Genomic DNA, 16,398 nt, shown 5'->3' with positions numbered 1-16,398 from the left:
GAGGGTGAGATGTGACCCGTTGCCGCGAGAGACGCGGGGGCGCTGGTGCCAGCCGCTCGTCGCGGTTCAGCGGACAATCACGTCCTCCACACGCCCAGGCCGGCTCGTGACCGGCCGGTATCGGGGCTGCCTGGGTCGGGAGCCGGGGGCAGGGGCGGCCTGCGCACATGGGGCGCGGCAGGGTTGGTCATCGGCTGCACGGTCAGGGCCGCTGTCGGTGCCGGGGTGACGATGTCGCGCGGTGGCTGAACCGAGGGCTCGTCACTCCCCTCGCATTCCACCGGTTCGTCTTCTGATGGAGTCCCGTGCTGCGTCGCCGGTTCGTCAGCCACTCCCGCAGAGGCAGGGCACGAAGTCGTCATGGTGAGCAGGCTGTCCGTCCGGACGGAATCCGCGAGTGCCGGGCCGTGGGCGCAGCCGAGGAGATGGACGAGCATGGCGAGCAGCACGACGAGAGCCGCCCCGGCGTGGGAGCCGGGGCGGGGTGAGCGATGTGCTGACCGAGCCGCCATGAGTGCAGAAAGTAATCGATCATGTGCATAAAGTTCATGTGAAGGGTGGCTGGGCATGGTGGTGCACGGTTGCCGACTCGTCGCGTCAGGGCGCGGCAGCGCCGTGCGCGTGCGCCCGTCCGCCGCGTCGTGGTCGGTTCGGTTGCGATCGCCGAAACGAGTGAATCCAGGCTCCAAGTGCCTACTTCCGCGTGAGGCGGGCCGTTCCCTCGCGGTTGTCTGGGCGGGAGACAGCCAGGAGGGTTCGATGCAGTACTCGCTCAGCAGGACCGGGTCGGCAGTTTGCCGTGGCCTGGGTGCTGTCGTGCCGCTGGTCCTCCTGGCGTTCCTGTACGCCAGGTTCAGCCCGGGCCCCCGCCGTCTGTCCGCCGTGGGCTTCGACGGCTGCCCGTAACGGCAGACCGCCACGAGCGTGGCGATCGACAACTGTCAGAACCCATAGTGCTTCAAAACTGCTTCGCACTCCTTGAGCTGGGGTGTTGCGGAGTGATCAGCTTGCGCGGTCGTACTCGTCGATGAGGCCGGCGACCGCTTGGTGGCGTTGCATTCCGGGTGCAGGTTCCTGGCGGCGTACCACCTGAGTGGGACCGAGGCCGGGCGGTGCGGCGGTGTCTCGCATCTGTGGCAGGTGTCCAAGCGTGCGTCTAGCGTGGTTCCTGGACACTCGCTGCGCTCCGTCACGGCGCGCAGGGGCGGAAGCCCGGTACCCCCGACGGTGGGTGCGGCGGAGCGCACGTCGTGTGGCGCTGTGCCGTAGGCGCGGCCTGCACCGTCATGGTCACTCGTCGACCATACCGACTCTCACTCGGGCCTCGCGGTGCTGGTGCGTCGGCCGCACGGACGAATCCATTCCCCTGTGACGCCACGCTGGCGGATCCCGCGCCGCCCGGAGACGCGAGGAGGACGATGATGCGAACGAACATTATCCGCAACGAGCGCATGACCGTCAGCTATGACGTGGTGAACGGCTGGACAGTGGTCGAGATCGACGGCGACGTGGACGCCCACACCTCTCCCCTGGTCCGTGAAGCGGTGATCAAGCTCGTCAACGAGGGACACCGCCACTTCGTCCTTGACCTGAGCTTCGTACCCTTCCTCGACTCGATGGGGCTGGGCGTGGTCGTGGCGGTCACGAAACGCATCCGTGAACACGATGGCTCACTGCGGATCGCGTCCGCCTCCGGCCGGATAGCCAAGGTCTTCGACATCAGCGGCCTGCGTGAGGCTTACGAGATTCACTCCACACCGGAGGAGGCAACGCGACACGCTCCCTCGACCGGCAGCCTTGCGCACTGGCCACACCCGTCAAGCTGAGGAACACTCACCGGCGTTGCACGTGCCGAGAACCTCGTCCGCACAGGTCACGCGGCATGTTCGCATGTGTGGAGGATGACGCCGAGGCGTTGGCGCTTCCGTATGTCGAGGCGGGCTGTCTGCTGCGGGTCAGCGAGAGGGACGGGCAGCCGCCGGAGCGGACGAGTGTTGGCGATGCCCTGGTGGGTCCTGATCGGCTGTATGGTCCGCGGCCGGTCCGGGCGTTCGGGCCGGGACGTGGCGGCGTGGCGGCGTACGACCAGGTCGCGGTGCCATCGCGACACCGCGGTCGGGTGCAGCAGCAGCCACAACCGCCGCAGCACATCCCGCGGGAGCACCGGACTCTGCGACACCGCCGTGTAGCGCATCAAGGTCGGCCGACGGCCGATTCGAACCGGTCGCCAAGGCCCGGGAGGTCGCTCCGGCAGAAGGAGACACGTGTGCTGCTCGGACCCGTATCGCACCGGCGCACACGGCCCGGGCTGACTACGCTCCCTTGTTCAGAGCCGCGTCCAAGGTGATGACTGCGTCAATGAGAGCCAGATGTGTGAACGCCTGGGGGAAGTTGCCCAGTTGACGGCCCGTCGGGTCGATCTCCTCCGAGTAGAGACCCAGGTGGTTGGCGTACCCCAGCATCTTCTCGAACACCAGCCTCGCCCGGTCGGTCCGTCCCGCGCGCGCCAGGGCGTCGACGTACATGAACGTGCACAGTGAGAAGGTGCCCTCCGAGCCGCGCAGGCCGTCGGGTGAGGCCTCGGGGTTGTAGCGGTAGACGAGGCTGTCGCTGACCAGTTCCTGTTCCATGGCGTCGAGGGTCGACGCCCACATCGGGTCCTGGGGGGTGAGGAACCCGACCGTCGCCATGCGCAGCAGCGAGGAGTCCAGTACGTCACTGCCGTAGTGCTGGACGAAGGCCTTGCGTTTCTCGTGCCACCCCTTGGCCATGACCTGCTGGTAGGTGGCGTCCCGCTCGGCCTGCCAGCGTGCGGCCGCGGAGGGCCAGCCGTTCGACTCGGCGAGCCGGACAGCGCGGTCGAACGCCACCCACGACATCACCCGGCCGTAGGTGAAGTCCTGGCGGCCGCCGCGGGTCTCCCACAGGCCCTCCTCCGCCTGGTCCCAGTGGTCGGCCAGCCAGTCCAGGTCCGTCAGCAGCGAGGTCCATCCCTTGTGCCCGAGGTGGAAGCCGTGCTGCTGCGCGAAGTAGATGCTGTCCAGCGCCTCGCCGTAGATGTCCAGTTGGAGCTGTGTGGCGGCGCCGTTGCCGACGCGTACCGGCGCGGAGCGGGCATAGCCCTCCCAGTGGTCGAGGACCTGCTCGTCCAGGTCGGAGGAGCCGTCGACCTTGTACATGATGTTGAGCGGGCCCGAGTCCCCGTCGTGGCCGGCCCGTTCCTGGACCCGGTCGCCCAGCCAGACGATGAACGCCCTGGCCTCTTCGGTGAACCCCAGTCCCAGCAGGGCGTAGACAGAGAAGGATGCGTCACGGATCCAGGTGAAGCGGTAGTCCCAGTTGCGCTCGCCGCCCAGTTGCTCCGGCAGAGCCGCCGTCGGGGCGGCCACCAGGGCGCCGCTCGGGGCGAAGGTCATGAGCTTCAGCGTGATGGCGGAACGCTCAACCGTCTCCCGCCAGCGCCCCGTATAGCGCGACTGGCTCAGCCAGGAGCGCCAGAAGGTGGCGGTCTCTTCGAAGAGCTGCCGGTGTTCGGCCTCGCGGACCTCGGCGGGCGGTCCTTCGGCGCCCGCCTCCAGGACCATGCCGCGCTGCTGGCCCGCCTCCAGGGTCATCGAGAAGTGCAGGTCGGACTCCCGGGCAGTGATGGCGTCCGTCAGCCGCGCGTCCTCCGGTTCGCGGATCGGGTGCACGGTGAGTTCCGTGCCGTCGTCCGCGGAGAACAGCGCTCCGTGCTCGGTGATGCGCAGGCCGTGGCCCGTGCGCCCGTAGTCGAACCGCGGGGCGATCTCCACCTCGAATGTCATGCTGCCGCGCACACAGCGGACCAGGCGGACCAGGCGGTGGCGGGACGTGACCGTCGTACCGGTCACGGGCATGAAGTCGATCATCTCTCCGGCGCCTGCCTCGGTCATGAACCGGGTCACCAGGATCGCCGTGTCGGGCAGGTACAACTGCTTGGTCGCGTACGTCACGTGAGCCGGTCGGACCGTGCAGTGCCCGCCCTTGTCCTTGTCTAGCAGAGCGCCGAACACGCTGGGGGAGTCGAAGCGTGGACAGCAGAACCAGTCGATCGTCCCGTCGGTGGTCACCAGCGCCGCGGTCTGCAGATCACCGATCAGACCGTGGTTCTCGATCAGCGGGTATTCATCCATCGGGGCGCCCCTTCCGGCATGCGTCGTCACCCGGATGCAGCCCCCCGACCAGCGTAAGCCGGGGACCCGGCCCTGGCCCGCCGACCCGGACCCGCGAGCACCTGCAAGCCGTCTGGCGCCGACGTGCCCCATTCGCCTCCTGCTGTTCGACCGCCTCTGCGGCGGCCCGGCGACTCGCCGCCAGAGCGTCGTTGCAAGCGAAGGGTGAGGGCGCCGACGCTGAGGTGTGCCTCGACCGCGGCCCACAGCGTTGTGGACGAGCGCGGTGGGCTGGTCGGCCTCGATCTGCTCCGTGCGCCGCGAGAACATCATCTCGACGTCGTCGACGGCGCTCGACCTCACGCGGTCGAGACACCCAATGAGCGCAGGCTGACCAGCGAACCCCCGTCCGCCTAGGACCCGAAGGAATCCCGGAGACCCCGACCGCTCGGAGCCGTTGCGTGCAGCTCCACAGGCACGTTCGCGGAGTCGTTCAGCTGTGCGGGGGCCGTGAAGTGTTGCGGTACGGCACCCGGGGAGGAGAGGTGGCTTGTCGGCGTCTGCAAGGGGGTGTCGACGTGGTCGGAGCGCGTCGTACGAGTGCATGGCCGTGGCGACGGCGGTGGAATTCTCTCCGGGGACGCAGCGACATCAGGGCAGTCGGCCCGCCGGTCAGGTCTCCATCACGGCATCGCAGTCGGGGCACACCGCGGATGCGTGTTCCTCGGGATACCACGGCCCCTCGGGGTGCTCGGAGGGCTTCCAGCTGGGCGTCTCCATGGCGAAGGTGTCTTTGCCGCAGAGGGTTCGCGGTCCCGTGGCGGTGGGCGTCCCTTCGGCGGCAGGCGCCGCGTGCACCCGGCGAACGACCCGGTCGCCATCACGCGGTACGCGCGGGGGAGGCGCCCGTGGCCACTGCCTTGTCGAGCGCGTACACGATGAGGACTTCGCCCATGTCTCCACGACAGGCGGCCGCACCACGGTCCGACTGCCGGGCCAGTTGCCGAAGTGGGCCGTGCAGGTGCCGACACATCATCCGCGCAGATGAAGGCCGTGATCACCGAATGGCTGTACACGGTCCCGCAGCTCACCCCGGCTGCTTTCAGGGTCGCCGACGGCAGCAGCACTTCACCGCACACGCGCCAGGCCTCGGACACGGACGAGAGCGGTCGCGGTCTGTTCGTGATCGCCCTGATGGCGGACCTCTGGGGCACCCGCTACTCCCCGAGCGGCAAGACCGTCTGGACCGAACGGTCGGGCTCGTGAGCCGACGAAGCGCTGCCGGGCACTTACGCGGTGGTGCGCGCGGCCATCACACCGAAGCCGGCGATGTACTCCTTGATCGGCTGGTAGAAGGAGTACGTCACGTCGTACGGGCCCGCCGCGCCGAGAGCTGCGAAGGCGGCGACCCAAGTGCGCACCTCGTGGGCGGAGTTGCCGCCGTCCTTGGCCATCTGTGCGGGTGTCATCGCGTCGATGGGGGAGAGGTCGCCCGAGGCGAGTGTCGTCATCAGGGCCCGGTCCCACTCGGGGTTGAGGTCCTGGATCGTGGCCGTGCCCGCCGCGAACGCCTTCGCCGCGTCGATGACCCGTTGCTGGCGGGCGTCGCGGGCCGCGGCCGTGGGGTGTCTGCCGTCGAGCAGCATGGCGCGGGCGGCGTCGTCGGCGGTGGCCCACTGGGGGACCGGCGGGTCGTGGGAGAGGCCGCCGGAGCCGATGACGAGGACGCGCTCGTTCTTGAGGGTGGCGAGGAAGCTGCCGATGGCCTCGCCGAGCCGCCGTACTCGCCGCATCGTGACGAAGGGCTTGGCCACGCCGTTGACGAAGATGGGGATTGTCGGCACCGTGTCGATGCCGCCGAAGAGGATCTCCAACGGCTGGATCGCGCCGTGGTCGACCTCCATCCGGCGGGAGATGGCCACGTCGATGTCGCGTTCCGCCACCCATTGGGCGAGTTCCTCGGCGCGCTCGGTCGGCACGCTGAGGGGGCCTTCGGTGGTGCCGTAGTCGCCGACGCCCATGGCCTCGTAGCCGATGCAGAACGGCGGCATCAGGTCGTAGAAGAAGCCGTTGTAGTGGTCGGGTGCGAAGGAGACGACCAGGGTGGGGTCGTACTTCTTGACGAAGGTCCGTGCGGACGAGAAGGCGCCCTGGACGGCGTCGACCATTTCGGCGGGCGGGTCGGCGAACTCCAGCAGCGGGCTGTGCGACATGGTGACCAGGGCGACGGTCATGACAGGGCTCCTTCCGTGGCGAGTTCCTCGACGGGCGCGTTGACGGACTCCTCGGCGGGTTGCCTGGAGAGCGAGGCCGCGTCGCGCAGGGCGGCGAGGGCCTGGGACGCCTGCCGTGTGAGGGAGGCCGCGGCCACGAAGTGGTCGGGGCGCAGGACGACCAGGCCGCAGGCCCGGACGTCGAACCAGTCCTTGAGAGCGCCGGTGCTGTCGCCGACCACAGTGACGGGTGCCGCGGAGCCCGCGTACTGCTGCTCGGCCCAGGAGCGCTGGGTCTCCGGCATGAAGGACACCAACTTGATCCGGTGGCGGCGGACGAGTGCGAGGTCGGCGTCGGTGAGGTACGCCGTCGGGTCGGTGCCCCAGGTGGCCAGCGTCCACCAGTCGCCGGTGACGTCGTCAAGGAGGACGTTCGTGGCGCCCGCGGTGTTGACCCGTGGCTGGATGAACTGCAGGCCGACCGGCGAGAGTTCACCGGGGGAGTCGATGAACGGGGCCAGCCTGCCGCCGTGTCTGAAGCCGGGCCGCGCCGTGCCCGGGGTAAGTGTGGCCTGGTCGACGACGACACCGGCGGCGTAGCGCGGCATGGGCTTGAACCGCAGCTCGGTGAAGTACGACTTCCACTTCGGCACGAGGTTGAGCACGGAGGCGGCGACGTCGCGCACTGTGCCGCCGAAACGGCCCATCTTCATGACCGTGCCGGCCGCCATGTTCACATCGATCATGTCGGAGGCGTGCTTGCGGCGTTCGTCGGTGTACGTGTCCAGGAGGGCGTCGGACGCGTCGCCGGCGAGGACGGCGCTGAGCTTCCAGGCCAGGTTCGTCGCGTCGCGTATGCCGGAGTTCCAGCCCTGGCCGAGCCAGACCGGCATCAGGTGTGCGGCGTCGCCGGCGACGAAGACCCGGCCCTTGCGGAAGTCGGAGGCCACGCGACCGTGGTGGGTGAAGGTGCGCTGGTTGATGACCTTCAGTGCCGACGGGTCGGGGACATGGCGCTTGAGCAGGGAGTGCATGAACGCGGGGTCGTCGCACAGCTCGGTCGGCTCGTCGTCGTGGAGCATGAACTCCCAGCGGCGGATGCCCTGCGGCAGACCGATGGACACGTACGGGCGGCGTGGGTCGGCGCCGAGATAGACCGACGGGGTGCCGATCGGGTCGTTGGCCACGTCGACGACCACCCAGCGGGTCGAGGGCGACTTTCCCTCGAACTCCACGCCCATCCACTTGCGGGTGAAGGAGCTGCCGCCCTCGCAGCCGACGGCGTACCGGGCGGTGACGGTGACCGTGCCGGTGACCTCGCCGTCGGTGTCGATCTGCTCGGCGGTGACCTCGACGTGGTCGCCGCGGTCCTCCAGGCCCACGACCTTGTGGCTCAAGCGCAGTTCGGTGCCGGGGAACCGGTCGAGGCCGGAGGCGAGCTCCTTGTCGACGAGGGGCTGGACGAAGCCGTGCTTGCGCGGGTAGCCGAACTCCTGCGTCTTCGGGTTGTTGGTGGCGAGGACCTGGCCGCTTCCGTTGACCAGCCGCACCACATGGTGCGGGACCGTGAACGGCTGGATCTGCTCCCACAGGCCTGCCGTGTGCAGGGTGCGGATCGACTCGTCGTCGAGGCCGACGCCGCGGGGGTAGTCGATCAGCTGGTGGCGGGCTTCCAGGACGGTGGCCCGGTGGCCGCGTACGCCGATCAGATTGGCGAGGGTGAGGCCGACGGGCCCGGCTCCGATGACAACGACGTCGGTGTCGAAGGTGGTCATGGGGGTGTTCCGATCGATTCAGTGCCGGTGCGGTTGCCGGTCAGGTGCCGGTTCAGTTGTGCGACAGGAAGTCGATGACGAGGCGGTTGAACTCGGCGGCGTGCTCGATCATCGCCCAGTGCCCGCACCGATTGAGCAGCACGAGACGGGAGTTGGGGATGTTGGCCAGGAGCCACAGGCTGGTCTCGTAGTGCAGTACGCGGTCGTCCTTGCCGTGGATGAGCAGCGTCGGCGTCTGGATGCCGGGGATCCTGTCGCGGTCGACCTTGATCGGGATGGGGGCGCCGTGGGCGAGGCCCTCGACGTAGTTCTTCAGGTGGTCGGGGCGGGTGAGCGCCGCCTCGGAGCGGGCCAGGGTGAGCTCCGGCGTCGCGAAGCGCGCCTTGTCGTAGGTCATGATCTCGACGAGCGCCTTCATGTTCTGCGGGCTCGCTTCCTTGTAGGCCTTGACCAGGACTTTCAGACCCTCGCTCGGGCCGTCGCCCGCACCGAACAGGGACGCCGGGCCGCGGCCGAGCGAGGCGCCCATCGTCACCAGGTGTGTGATGCGCTCCGGGTGCAGCGTGGCGAAGCGGACCGCGGTGTGGGCGCCCATGGAATTGCCGACGAGGGCGGCCTTCGCGAGGCCCAGCGCGTCGAGGAACTCCACGAGCGTCGCGTCGTGGTCCATGTCCTTGGTCGCCTGGGCGTCGGAGTCGCCCCAGCCCGGCATGTCGGGGGCGATGACGTGGAATCCGGCGTCGGCGATCGGGCCGATGTTGCCCGCGAAGTTCGACCACCCCGTCGCGCCGGGGCCGGAGCCGTGCAGCAGGACGACGGGTGTGGCCCCGGCCTCTCCGGCCTCGTAGTAGCGCATGCGCAGGCCCGACGGAAGGGCGATGTCGTGCGACGCGGCTTCCTTGGTGAGGGACATGACCCGACTCCTCGTTCTTTATCTGCACGCTTACGAGCGTTATTTGCACGCTCGATTCGATGGAACGCGTGCTCGGCAGGAATGTCAAGGGGTGCTTGATCACTGCGCCGGGAGCCGAGAGGTGCCGTGCGGCCGGCGCCGAAGCGGCTGCGTCGGCATGCCGAGGAGGGCCGGGAGATCTTGCCCTCCCGGCCCTGTCCCGTAGGTGGTGTCAGCTCGCCTGCGCGAGTCCCAGCGCCACGTCCACGATCATGTCCTCCTGGCCGCCGACGAGGCCTCGCTTGCCGACCTCGACCAGGATCGTCCGGACGTCGACGCCGTAGCGTTCGGCCGCCGCCTCGGCGTGGCGCAGGAAGGAGCCGTAGACCCCGGCGTAGCCGAGGGTGAGGGTCTCGCGGTCCACGCGGACCGGGCGGTCCTGCAGCGGTCGCACCAGGTCCTCGGCCGCGTCCTGCAGGGCGAAGAGATCGCAGCCGTGGTCCCAGCCGTTCAGGTCGGCGACCGCGATGAACGGTTCGATGGGACAGTTGCCGGCGCCCGCGCCCTGGCCGGCCAGGGAGGCGTCCACGCGGGTCACGCCTTCCTCGACCGCGACCATGGAGTTGGCGACGGCGAGGGAAAGGTTCTCGTGGGCGTGGATGCCGATCTCCGTGGCGGGGTCCAGCACGTCGCGGTAGGCACGCATCCGCTCGCGCACCCCGTCCATCATGAGGCGGCCGCCGGAGTCTGTGACGTAGACGCAGTGGGCGCCGTAGGACTCCATCAGCTTGGCCTGCCGGGCCAGCGTCCCGGCGTCGGCCATGTGACTCATCATCAGGAAGCCGGAGACGTCCATGCCCAACTCGCGTGCCGTGGCGATGTGCTGGGCCGATACGTCGGCCTCGGTGCAGTGTGTGGCAACCCGCACCGAACGCACGCCGAGCGCGTACGCCCGCTTGAGCTCCTCGACGGTGCCGATGCCGGGCAGCAGGAGGGTGGTGAGACGGGCGTTCTCGATGTGGGCGGCCGCCGCCTCGATCCACTCCCAGTCGGTGTTGCTGCCGGGACCGTAGTTGAGGGACCCGCCGGCGAGCCCGTCGCCGTGGGACACCTCGATCCCGTCGACGCCTGCCGCGTCGAGGGCGGCCACGATCCGGCCGACCTGCTCGGGCTCGATACGGTGCCTGATGGCGTGCATGCCGTCGCGCAGGGTGACGTCCTGGATGAACAGCTTGGCGACGGTCATACGCCGGCTCCCTGGAGTTCGATGGCGCGGGCGGCCATGGCCTCGGCCATCCGCAGGGCCGCGCTGGTCATGATGTCGAGGTTCCCGGCGTACGCCGGAAGGTAGTGGGCGGCTCCCTCGACCTCGAGGAAGACGGAGACCTGGTGGGTGACCGGGGCCGTGGTCAGGGTGCGGACGGGCTGGTCGGCGGGGACCGGCGTGATCTGCACCTGCTGCTTGAGCCGGTAGCCCGGCACATACGCCGACACCTCGTCGACCCGCTTCGCGACGGCCGCGCGGATCGCGTCGTGCGTGGCCTCGTCGGGCGCGTTCACCAGCGCGAGCACGGTGTCGCGCATGATCAGCGGCGGCTCCGCCGGGTTCAGGATGATGACCGCCTTGCCGCGGTCGGCGCCGCCGACCGCCTCGATGGCATGGCTGGTCGTCTCGGTGAACTCGTCGATGTTCGCGCGGGTGCCGGGACCGGCGCTCTTCGACGCGATCGAGGCGACGATCTCCGCGTACGGGACGGGTGCCACTGAGGAGACCGCCGCGACGATCGGGATGGTGGCCTGGCCACCGCACGTCACCATGTTGACGTTGTCCGCCGCGACGTGGTCGGTCAGATTGACCGCCGGGACCACCATCGGGCCGATGGCGGCGGGGGTCAGGTCGATGAGCTGCTTGCCGTACGGGGCGAGCGTCGCGGCGTTGGCGACATGAGCCTTCGCGGACGTCGCGTCGAAGACGATCTTGATGTCCTCGAAGCCTTCCATCGCGATCAGGCCCTGGACGCCTTCGGCGGTCACCGGAACGCCGAGCCGCCCGGCTCGCGCGAGCCCGTCGGACGCGGGATCGATGCCGACCATCGCCCCCATCTCGAGGGTGTCCGACAGCCGGAGCACCTTGATCATCAGGTCGGTGCCGATGTTGCCCGAGCCGATGACGGCCACCTTGGTCTTCATGCGGAGGTTCCTTCGCCGGAGGAGTCGGAGACGCCGGACGCGTCGTGGAAGCGGACGGAGACGGACCCGAGGCCGGTGATGTCGGCGGTGAACGCGTCCCCGGCCGCGGCGGGCACCATAGGGCCGAGGGCACCGGACAGCACGACCTGGCCCGCGCGCAGCGGGTCGCCGACGTCGAGCGCGGTCCGGGCCAGCCAGGCGAGCGCGGCGAGCGGATCGCCCAGGCAGGCGGCGCCGTCACCGCTGGAGACGGTCTCGCCGTGCCGCTTCAAGGTCATGACGGCCTCGACCGGCTCGAACTCGGCGAGCGGCTTGACGGGGGCCCCGAGGACGTAGAGCGCGGAGGAGCCGTTGTCGGCGACCGTGTCACCGAAGGTGATGTCCCAGTCGGCGATCCGGCTGTCCACGATCTCCAGCGCGGGGACCGCGTGCGCCACGGCGGCCCGGACCTGGGCGTCGTCCAACGGCCCGGACGCGAGGTCCGCGCCCAGGACGAACGCGATCTCCGCCTCGACCTTGGGCTGGAGCAGCTCCCCGACCGGCACGGACGCCCCGTCCTCGACGCTCATGTCGGCGAACAGCACACCGAAGTCCGGCTGGTCCACGCCCAGTTGCCGCTGCACGGCGGGGGAGGTGAGGCCGATCTTACGGCCGGCGATACGGCCGCCCGCTTCGAGGCGGCGTGCGGTGAGCAGCTCCTGGACGGCGTACGCCGCCCTCACGTCGTCGCTGCCGATCAGATCGCGCACCGGGGGGCAGGGCACGCGGCCGGCGGCCGCGCGCAGCAGCCGCTGCGCCGCCTGCGTCACGGCGTCGGTGTCGGTGTCGAGGGAAATCTCGTTCATGCCGTCAGCTTGGACAACAAGGGCTCCTCACGCCCAGGAAAGAGTTCCGCCACGCGGAACTCTTTCCCGACGCGATTCCCGGTCAGTGGTTGTTGCGCAGCGCGGCGCGGCGGCCGAGCGTCGCGGAGATCCCTGCCGCGGCCGCGCGCACGCTGTTGGCGTGCCGTGCGGGCTGGAACCGGTGCACCGGGCCCGTCACGCTGACCGCGGCCACGATCTCGTCCGACGGGCCGAAGATCCCGGCCGCGACGCAGACGATGCCGACCGCCGACTCCTCGTACTCGAAGGCGACGCCCTTCGTGACCACATCGGACAGCTGCCGCGCCAGGACGTCGACGTTGGTGATCGTCCGGGGTGCCTTGCGCTCCAGGGGGCCGCGCAGTGAGGTCTCGCGCACCTCGGCCGGGGCGTGGGCCAGCAGCACCTTCCCGAGTGCCGTCGCGTGCAACGGCATCCGTCCGCCGAGCCTCGACGGCGAGTCCGCCTGCTGGTGGCCGCCCATCTTGGCGACGTAGACGACCTCCGACCCCTCGCGTGTGCCCAGGTGGACGAGCTCATGGGTGCGTACGTAGAGGTCCTCGAGGAAGGGTGTGGCCACTTCGAGCAGGCCGCGCTCGACCGACGCGCGCATCCCCAGCTCGAAGACGAGCCCGGACAGCCGGTAGCGCCCCTGCACGCGGTCGAGAAGCCTGGCGGCCACCAGATCGCCGAGGACCCGGTGCAGTGTGCTCTTCGCGAAGTCCGTACGCCGCTGCAGTTCGGCGAACCCCAGGGTGGTGTCCTCGACGGTGAAGGCCTGCAGCACGGTGAGGGCCTTGCCCAGCACGCCGCTCGGCGCGTCGTCGCTCAACGGGTTCTTCCTTCCGGGGAGTCCGGTGTGCTCCGGCGGGCGACGTCACGGTCGTCTCGCCGGGCGGGGCAGACGTGATGCCCTGTGCGACATTCCGACTGTACGGGACCGCACCCGCACCCTCGGGGGTGACGGTGTGTCACCACCAAGCCCGTAGACTGAGCGGATGAGCGACAACCAGGCGGGGGCGGACGCACAGGGTGCGCGGAGCGGCGGATCCGAGCGCGCCGAGGGGCGGGGGAACGGGGCGGCGGGCAAGGCCGTCGGCTCCCAGACCCTCGCGCGTGGGCTGCTCGCCCTCGAACTCGTCGCCGCGCAACCGCAGGGACTCGCCGTGCAGGACGTGGCGCAGCGCTTGGGCGTCCACCGCACCATCGCGTACCGGATCCTGGTCACGCTCGCCGAGCGCCACCTGGTCGTGCGCACATCCGACGGCCGTTACCGGGCCGGTTCCGGCACGGTCACGCTGGCGCGCGGATACGCGGCCGGTGTCCGCGAGGCCGCCCTGCCCGTGCTGCGCCGCACGGCCGACGAACTCGGCGCCACGGTGGCGCTGATCGCGGCCGAGGGGGACGAAGCCGTCGCCGTCGCGGTGGTCGAACCGTGGTCCGTGGACTACCACCTCAGCTACCGGGTCGGCAGTCGCCATCCCGTCGGGGTCGGTGCCGCCGGCCTGGCGCTCGCGACACTGCGCCTGCCCGCGCCGGGGGAGGCGCCCGACGTCACGAAGGCCCGTGATCAGGGGTATGCCCAGACCTTCGGGCAGGTCGAACCCGGCGCGTACGGCGTCGCCGTGCCGTTGCGCATGGCCGATCCGGCGCTGCACATGTGCGTCAACCTCATCACGGCGCGCGAGGACGTGGCTGACGCGTCCGTACCCGCGATGCGGGCGGTCGCCAAGGAGATCTCGGCCCTGGGCTGAGCCGCGCCACTGCTCCTCCCCACACTGCCCTTCAGGCCCCCACGCCGGCGTGGGGGCCTGCTTCGTCTGCGTCGGGGCCTGTTTGATCGATCATTCGGGCGGCTCTTGACACCCTCCCGGGCTGCCCGCAGGGTGTTCGCTATCTACATGCGCTTGTGCGGAAAATGCACACCACTCGCGTGGTGGCCGTGGACGATCCGGCTGCCACCCCGGTGCCCCACCGTCCGCAGCGCACCCAACCCCCGGAGCCGCAGATGCCCCTCAACGACGCTGCGCGTCGCGCCGAGTCACGACGAATCGCCCTGTCCAGCTTTGTCGGCAGCGCCATCGAGTTCTACGACTTCCTGCTCTACGGTGCCGCCGCCTCACTCGTCTTCAACGAGCTGTTCTTCACCGATCTGAACGCACTCGCCGGCACGATCGCCGCCTTTGGCACCCTCGCCGTCGGCTACGTCGCACGTCCTCTGGGCGGCATCGTCTTCGGCCATTTCGGCGACCGCGTCGGCCGTAAGTCGATGCTGGTGCTGACCATGACCCTGATGGCGCTCGCCAGCTTCGCCATCGGCCTGCTGCCCACCTACGGCACCGTCGGCATCTGGGCGCCGATCCTGCTCGTCGTCTGCCGACTGGTCCAGGGCGTCGCGGTCGGCGGCGAGTGGGGCGGCGCCGCCCTCATGGCCATGGAACACGCGAGTGCCGGGCACCGTGGTCTGATGGCGTCGTTCGCGAACATGGGCGGACCCGCGGGCGCCGTGCTCGCCACCGCCGTCTTCGCCGCCTTCTCCGCGCTGCCCGAGGACGACTTTCTGGCCTGGGGCTGGCGGGTGCCGTTCCTGCTCAGCCTGCTGCTCATGGCGATCGGCCTGTTCATCCGGCTCAAGGTCACCGAGAGCCCGGTCTTCACCGAAGCGCAGCGCCGGGCCGCGCTGGAGACGCCCAATCAGGAAGCGCCCCTGCTCACCGTCCTGCGCCGCTACCGCAAGAACATCGTCCTGTCCTGCCTCGGAGGCTGCGCGGCCCTCGTCCTCCAGTCGCTGCTCGCCACCTTCATGCTCACGTACGCCACCGGTGTCGGCTTCGAACGCTCGACCGTGCTGCTCGCGCAGACGGTCTCCTCGGCGCTGCACATCTTCACCATCCCCGCGTTCGCGATGCTCTCGGACCGGGTGGGCCGCCGCCCCGTCATGATCACTGGCGCGCTGGTCACCGCCGCGGCCGCGTTCCCACTGTTCGCGCTCGTCAACAGCGGCTCGGCGACGCTCCTGTTCGTCGCGTACATCATCGGCAACCCGATCCTGCAGGCCTCCATGTACGGGCCGATGGCGGCCTTCGTCAGCGAGATGTTCGGCACGCGCGCCCGGTACACCGGCGCCTCGCTCGGCTACCAGCTTTCCTCCACGCTGGGCGCGGGCACGGCGCCGCTGGTCGCCAGCAGCCTGCTCGCCGGGGCGGGCGGGGACACCAACTCCGCGTCGGTCAGCGTCTATCTGATCGCTGTCTGTCTGGTCAGCGCAACGGCGATCGCGCTGACGCGGGAGTCGCACCGCGCTGACATCACCGACGCAGGCACGATCGCCTCGGCGGCGGGCGGAGCGCCGGGGCGGCAGGGAGCGGACGCGGTGATGCGGGGCTCGTCGGTGGAGTGAGGCGAGGGACGAGCACGGCGGCAGCCGCCCCGCTGGACTGTCATAGGTACCTCACAGCGTGATGCCGTTACTACGTTCTTCCGGCACTCCCGGTCCAAGGAAGCGGTCATGTTCCCTGACCCACGACCGGCTCCTGGAGCCGATCAGGGACCGGCTGGCGTCGTCCAGACACAGCATTGCGCTCGTCGCCGTCGGCAGTGACCTACCGCGGCCCCCGGCTCCGGCCCGTGCACCCGGGGCGGCCCACCGGGCCGCGAGCGGCCATCAGTGCTGCGACGGCCCATGGTGCCCAGGTCATGGTCCGGAACGGCGCAGCGGACAGGGTGCCTCCTCGACCAGCTACGGCCAACAGGATGTACGGCAGGCTCCCCGTCCAGACGGATCCCCGTGCTCGGTTCCGTCACCGACGCGGCTACCGGTTTATCCGGCCGAGGTGTCCACAGCCCGCGCACTGGCACGAGGGAAGCTGGAGGAGTGGGGGCTGGACGACGCGACGTTCGTCGCAGAACTCGTCGTGAGCGAACTCGTCACCGACGCGATCCGATACGGCGGCCCCCCGGTCTCCCTGCGCCTGCTCCGTGACGTCGACCGCACACTGATCTGCGAGGTTTCGGACGGGGGACACACTTCCCCGCACCTACGTCGCGCCGGCGACGAGGACGAAGGAGGCCGAGGCCTTTTCCTCGTGGCCCAACTCACCGACATGTGGGGCACACGCTATGGCCGCCAGGGCAAGACGATCTGGGCCGAGATCGGACGAGGTCAGGAAATGCCGCTGGATCTGTTTCCGTCTCTGGACTCTGTTGGTGATCTGTAGGCCGTCAGCCTTGGCTGAGCTGCTGTACGCGGCCGAACAGTTTTGGGGAAGACGTCGGTGCAGTGCTGGGCGGGAAACATTCGCTGAACCGGCCGATGTTGGCTCCGGCGACGGC

15 protein-coding genes are annotated in these 16,398 nt (G+C 69.7%); 6 read left to right on the top strand and 9 right to left on the bottom strand.

Annotation, left to right across the window (positions count from 1 at the left end; translation table 11 throughout):
- The first annotated feature begins 759 nt into the window (after window positions 1–759).
- Entirely contained in the window at window positions 760–906 is a 147-nt protein-coding gene (locus OHO83_RS10450; RefSeq protein ID WP_330279302.1) for a hypothetical protein, read from the top strand.
- 512 nt (window positions 907–1,418) lie between these two features.
- On the top strand, window positions 1,419–1,826 hold the full coding sequence (locus OHO83_RS10445) for an STAS domain-containing protein (RefSeq protein WP_266675774.1): 408 nt from the start codon (window positions 1,419–1,421) through the stop codon (window positions 1,824–1,826).
- A gap of 47 nt (window positions 1,827–1,873) precedes the next feature.
- On the opposite strand, the gene OHO83_RS10440 is transcribed toward OHO83_RS10445, so the two are convergent.
- Entirely contained in the window at window positions 1,874–2,179 is a 306-nt protein-coding gene (locus OHO83_RS10440) for a hypothetical protein (RefSeq protein WP_330279301.1), read from the bottom strand.
- A 133-nt stretch (window positions 2,180–2,312) separates the two neighbouring features.
- A complete protein-coding gene (locus OHO83_RS10435) occupies window positions 2,313–4,154 on the bottom strand; it encodes a glycoside hydrolase family 15 protein (RefSeq protein ID WP_330279300.1) in 1,842 nt (613 codons plus the stop codon).
- Between the two features lie 1,023 nt (window positions 4,155–5,177).
- On the opposite strand from OHO83_RS10435, the gene OHO83_RS10430 reads away from it, so the two are divergent.
- Window positions 5,178–5,399: an ATP-binding protein gene (locus tag OHO83_RS10430; RefSeq protein WP_330279299.1), complete on the top strand. Its 222-nt coding sequence runs from the start codon at window positions 5,178–5,180 to the stop codon at window positions 5,397–5,399.
- A gap of 23 nt (window positions 5,400–5,422) precedes the next feature.
- Here OHO83_RS10430 and OHO83_RS10425 read toward each other — a convergent pair whose 3' ends face one another.
- From OHO83_RS10425 to OHO83_RS10395, 7 genes are all read right to left on the bottom strand, one after another.
- Complete coding sequence (locus tag OHO83_RS10425; RefSeq protein ID WP_330279298.1) at window positions 5,423–6,367, bottom strand: 3-carboxyethylcatechol 2,3-dioxygenase; 945 nt, start codon at window positions 6,365–6,367, stop codon at window positions 5,423–5,425.
- On the bottom strand, window positions 6,364–8,121 hold the full coding sequence (mhpA, locus tag OHO83_RS10420) for a bifunctional 3-(3-hydroxy-phenyl)propionate/3-hydroxycinnamic acid hydroxylase MhpA (RefSeq protein ID WP_330279297.1): 1,758 nt from the start codon (window positions 8,119–8,121) through the stop codon (window positions 6,364–6,366). The genes OHO83_RS10425 and mhpA overlap by 4 nt, the downstream gene beginning before the upstream one ends.
- 52 nt (window positions 8,122–8,173) lie before the next feature.
- The gene (locus tag OHO83_RS10415; protein WP_266675784.1) at window positions 8,174–9,034 is read right to left on the bottom strand and encodes an alpha/beta fold hydrolase; all 861 of its coding nucleotides are present in this window, start codon (window positions 9,032–9,034) and stop codon (window positions 8,174–8,176) included.
- Between the two features lie 211 nt (window positions 9,035–9,245).
- Window positions 9,246–10,259 carry a 4-hydroxy-2-oxovalerate aldolase gene (dmpG, locus tag OHO83_RS10410; protein WP_266675786.1) on the bottom strand — a complete coding sequence of 338 codons (1,014 nt, stop codon included), beginning with the start codon at window positions 10,257–10,259 and terminating at the stop codon, window positions 9,246–9,248.
- Window positions 10,256–11,203: an acetaldehyde dehydrogenase (acetylating) gene (locus tag OHO83_RS10405; RefSeq protein ID WP_330279296.1), complete on the bottom strand. Its 948-nt coding sequence runs from the start codon at window positions 11,201–11,203 to the stop codon at window positions 10,256–10,258. The genes dmpG and OHO83_RS10405 overlap by 4 nt, the downstream gene beginning before the upstream one ends.
- Window positions 11,200–12,048 carry a 2-keto-4-pentenoate hydratase gene (locus tag OHO83_RS10400; RefSeq protein ID WP_330279295.1) on the bottom strand — a complete coding sequence of 283 codons (849 nt, stop codon included), beginning with the start codon at window positions 12,046–12,048 and terminating at the stop codon, window positions 11,200–11,202. Before OHO83_RS10400 ends, OHO83_RS10405 begins: the two co-directional genes overlap by 4 nt.
- An 82-nt stretch (window positions 12,049–12,130) precedes the next feature.
- Window positions 12,131–12,898: an IclR family transcriptional regulator gene (locus OHO83_RS10395; RefSeq protein WP_266675792.1), complete on the bottom strand. Its 768-nt coding sequence runs from the start codon at window positions 12,896–12,898 to the stop codon at window positions 12,131–12,133.
- A gap of 166 nt (window positions 12,899–13,064) precedes the next feature.
- Here OHO83_RS10395 and OHO83_RS10390 point away from each other — a divergent pair, with 166 nt between their 5' ends.
- The 3 genes from OHO83_RS10390 to OHO83_RS10380 all read left to right on the top strand — a co-directional run bounded on the left by OHO83_RS10390 (window position 13,065) and on the right by OHO83_RS10380 (window position 16,283).
- Window positions 13,065–13,820, top strand: coding sequence for an IclR family transcriptional regulator (locus OHO83_RS10390; protein ID WP_329432936.1), 756 nt, complete (start codon window positions 13,065–13,067; stop codon window positions 13,818–13,820).
- 164 nt (window positions 13,821–13,984) lie between these two features.
- The gene (locus tag OHO83_RS10385) at window positions 13,985–15,466 is read left to right on the top strand and encodes an MFS transporter (protein ID WP_330279294.1); all 1,482 of its coding nucleotides are present in this window, start codon (window positions 13,985–13,987) and stop codon (window positions 15,464–15,466) included.
- A 433-nt stretch (window positions 15,467–15,899) separates the two neighbouring features.
- Window positions 15,900–16,283, top strand: a complete 384-nt coding sequence (locus OHO83_RS10380) for an ATP-binding protein (RefSeq protein WP_405634586.1) — start codon at window positions 15,900–15,902, stop codon at window positions 16,281–16,283.
- Window positions 16,284–16,398 lie beyond the last annotated feature (115 nt).

Origin of the sequence: Streptomyces sp. NBC_00569, assembly GCF_036345255.1 — a bacterium.
In the GTDB taxonomy this organism is placed as follows: Bacteria; Actinomycetota; Actinomycetes; order Streptomycetales; family Streptomycetaceae; genus Streptomyces.
This window is presented reverse-complemented; position numbering and strand designations above follow the sequence as displayed.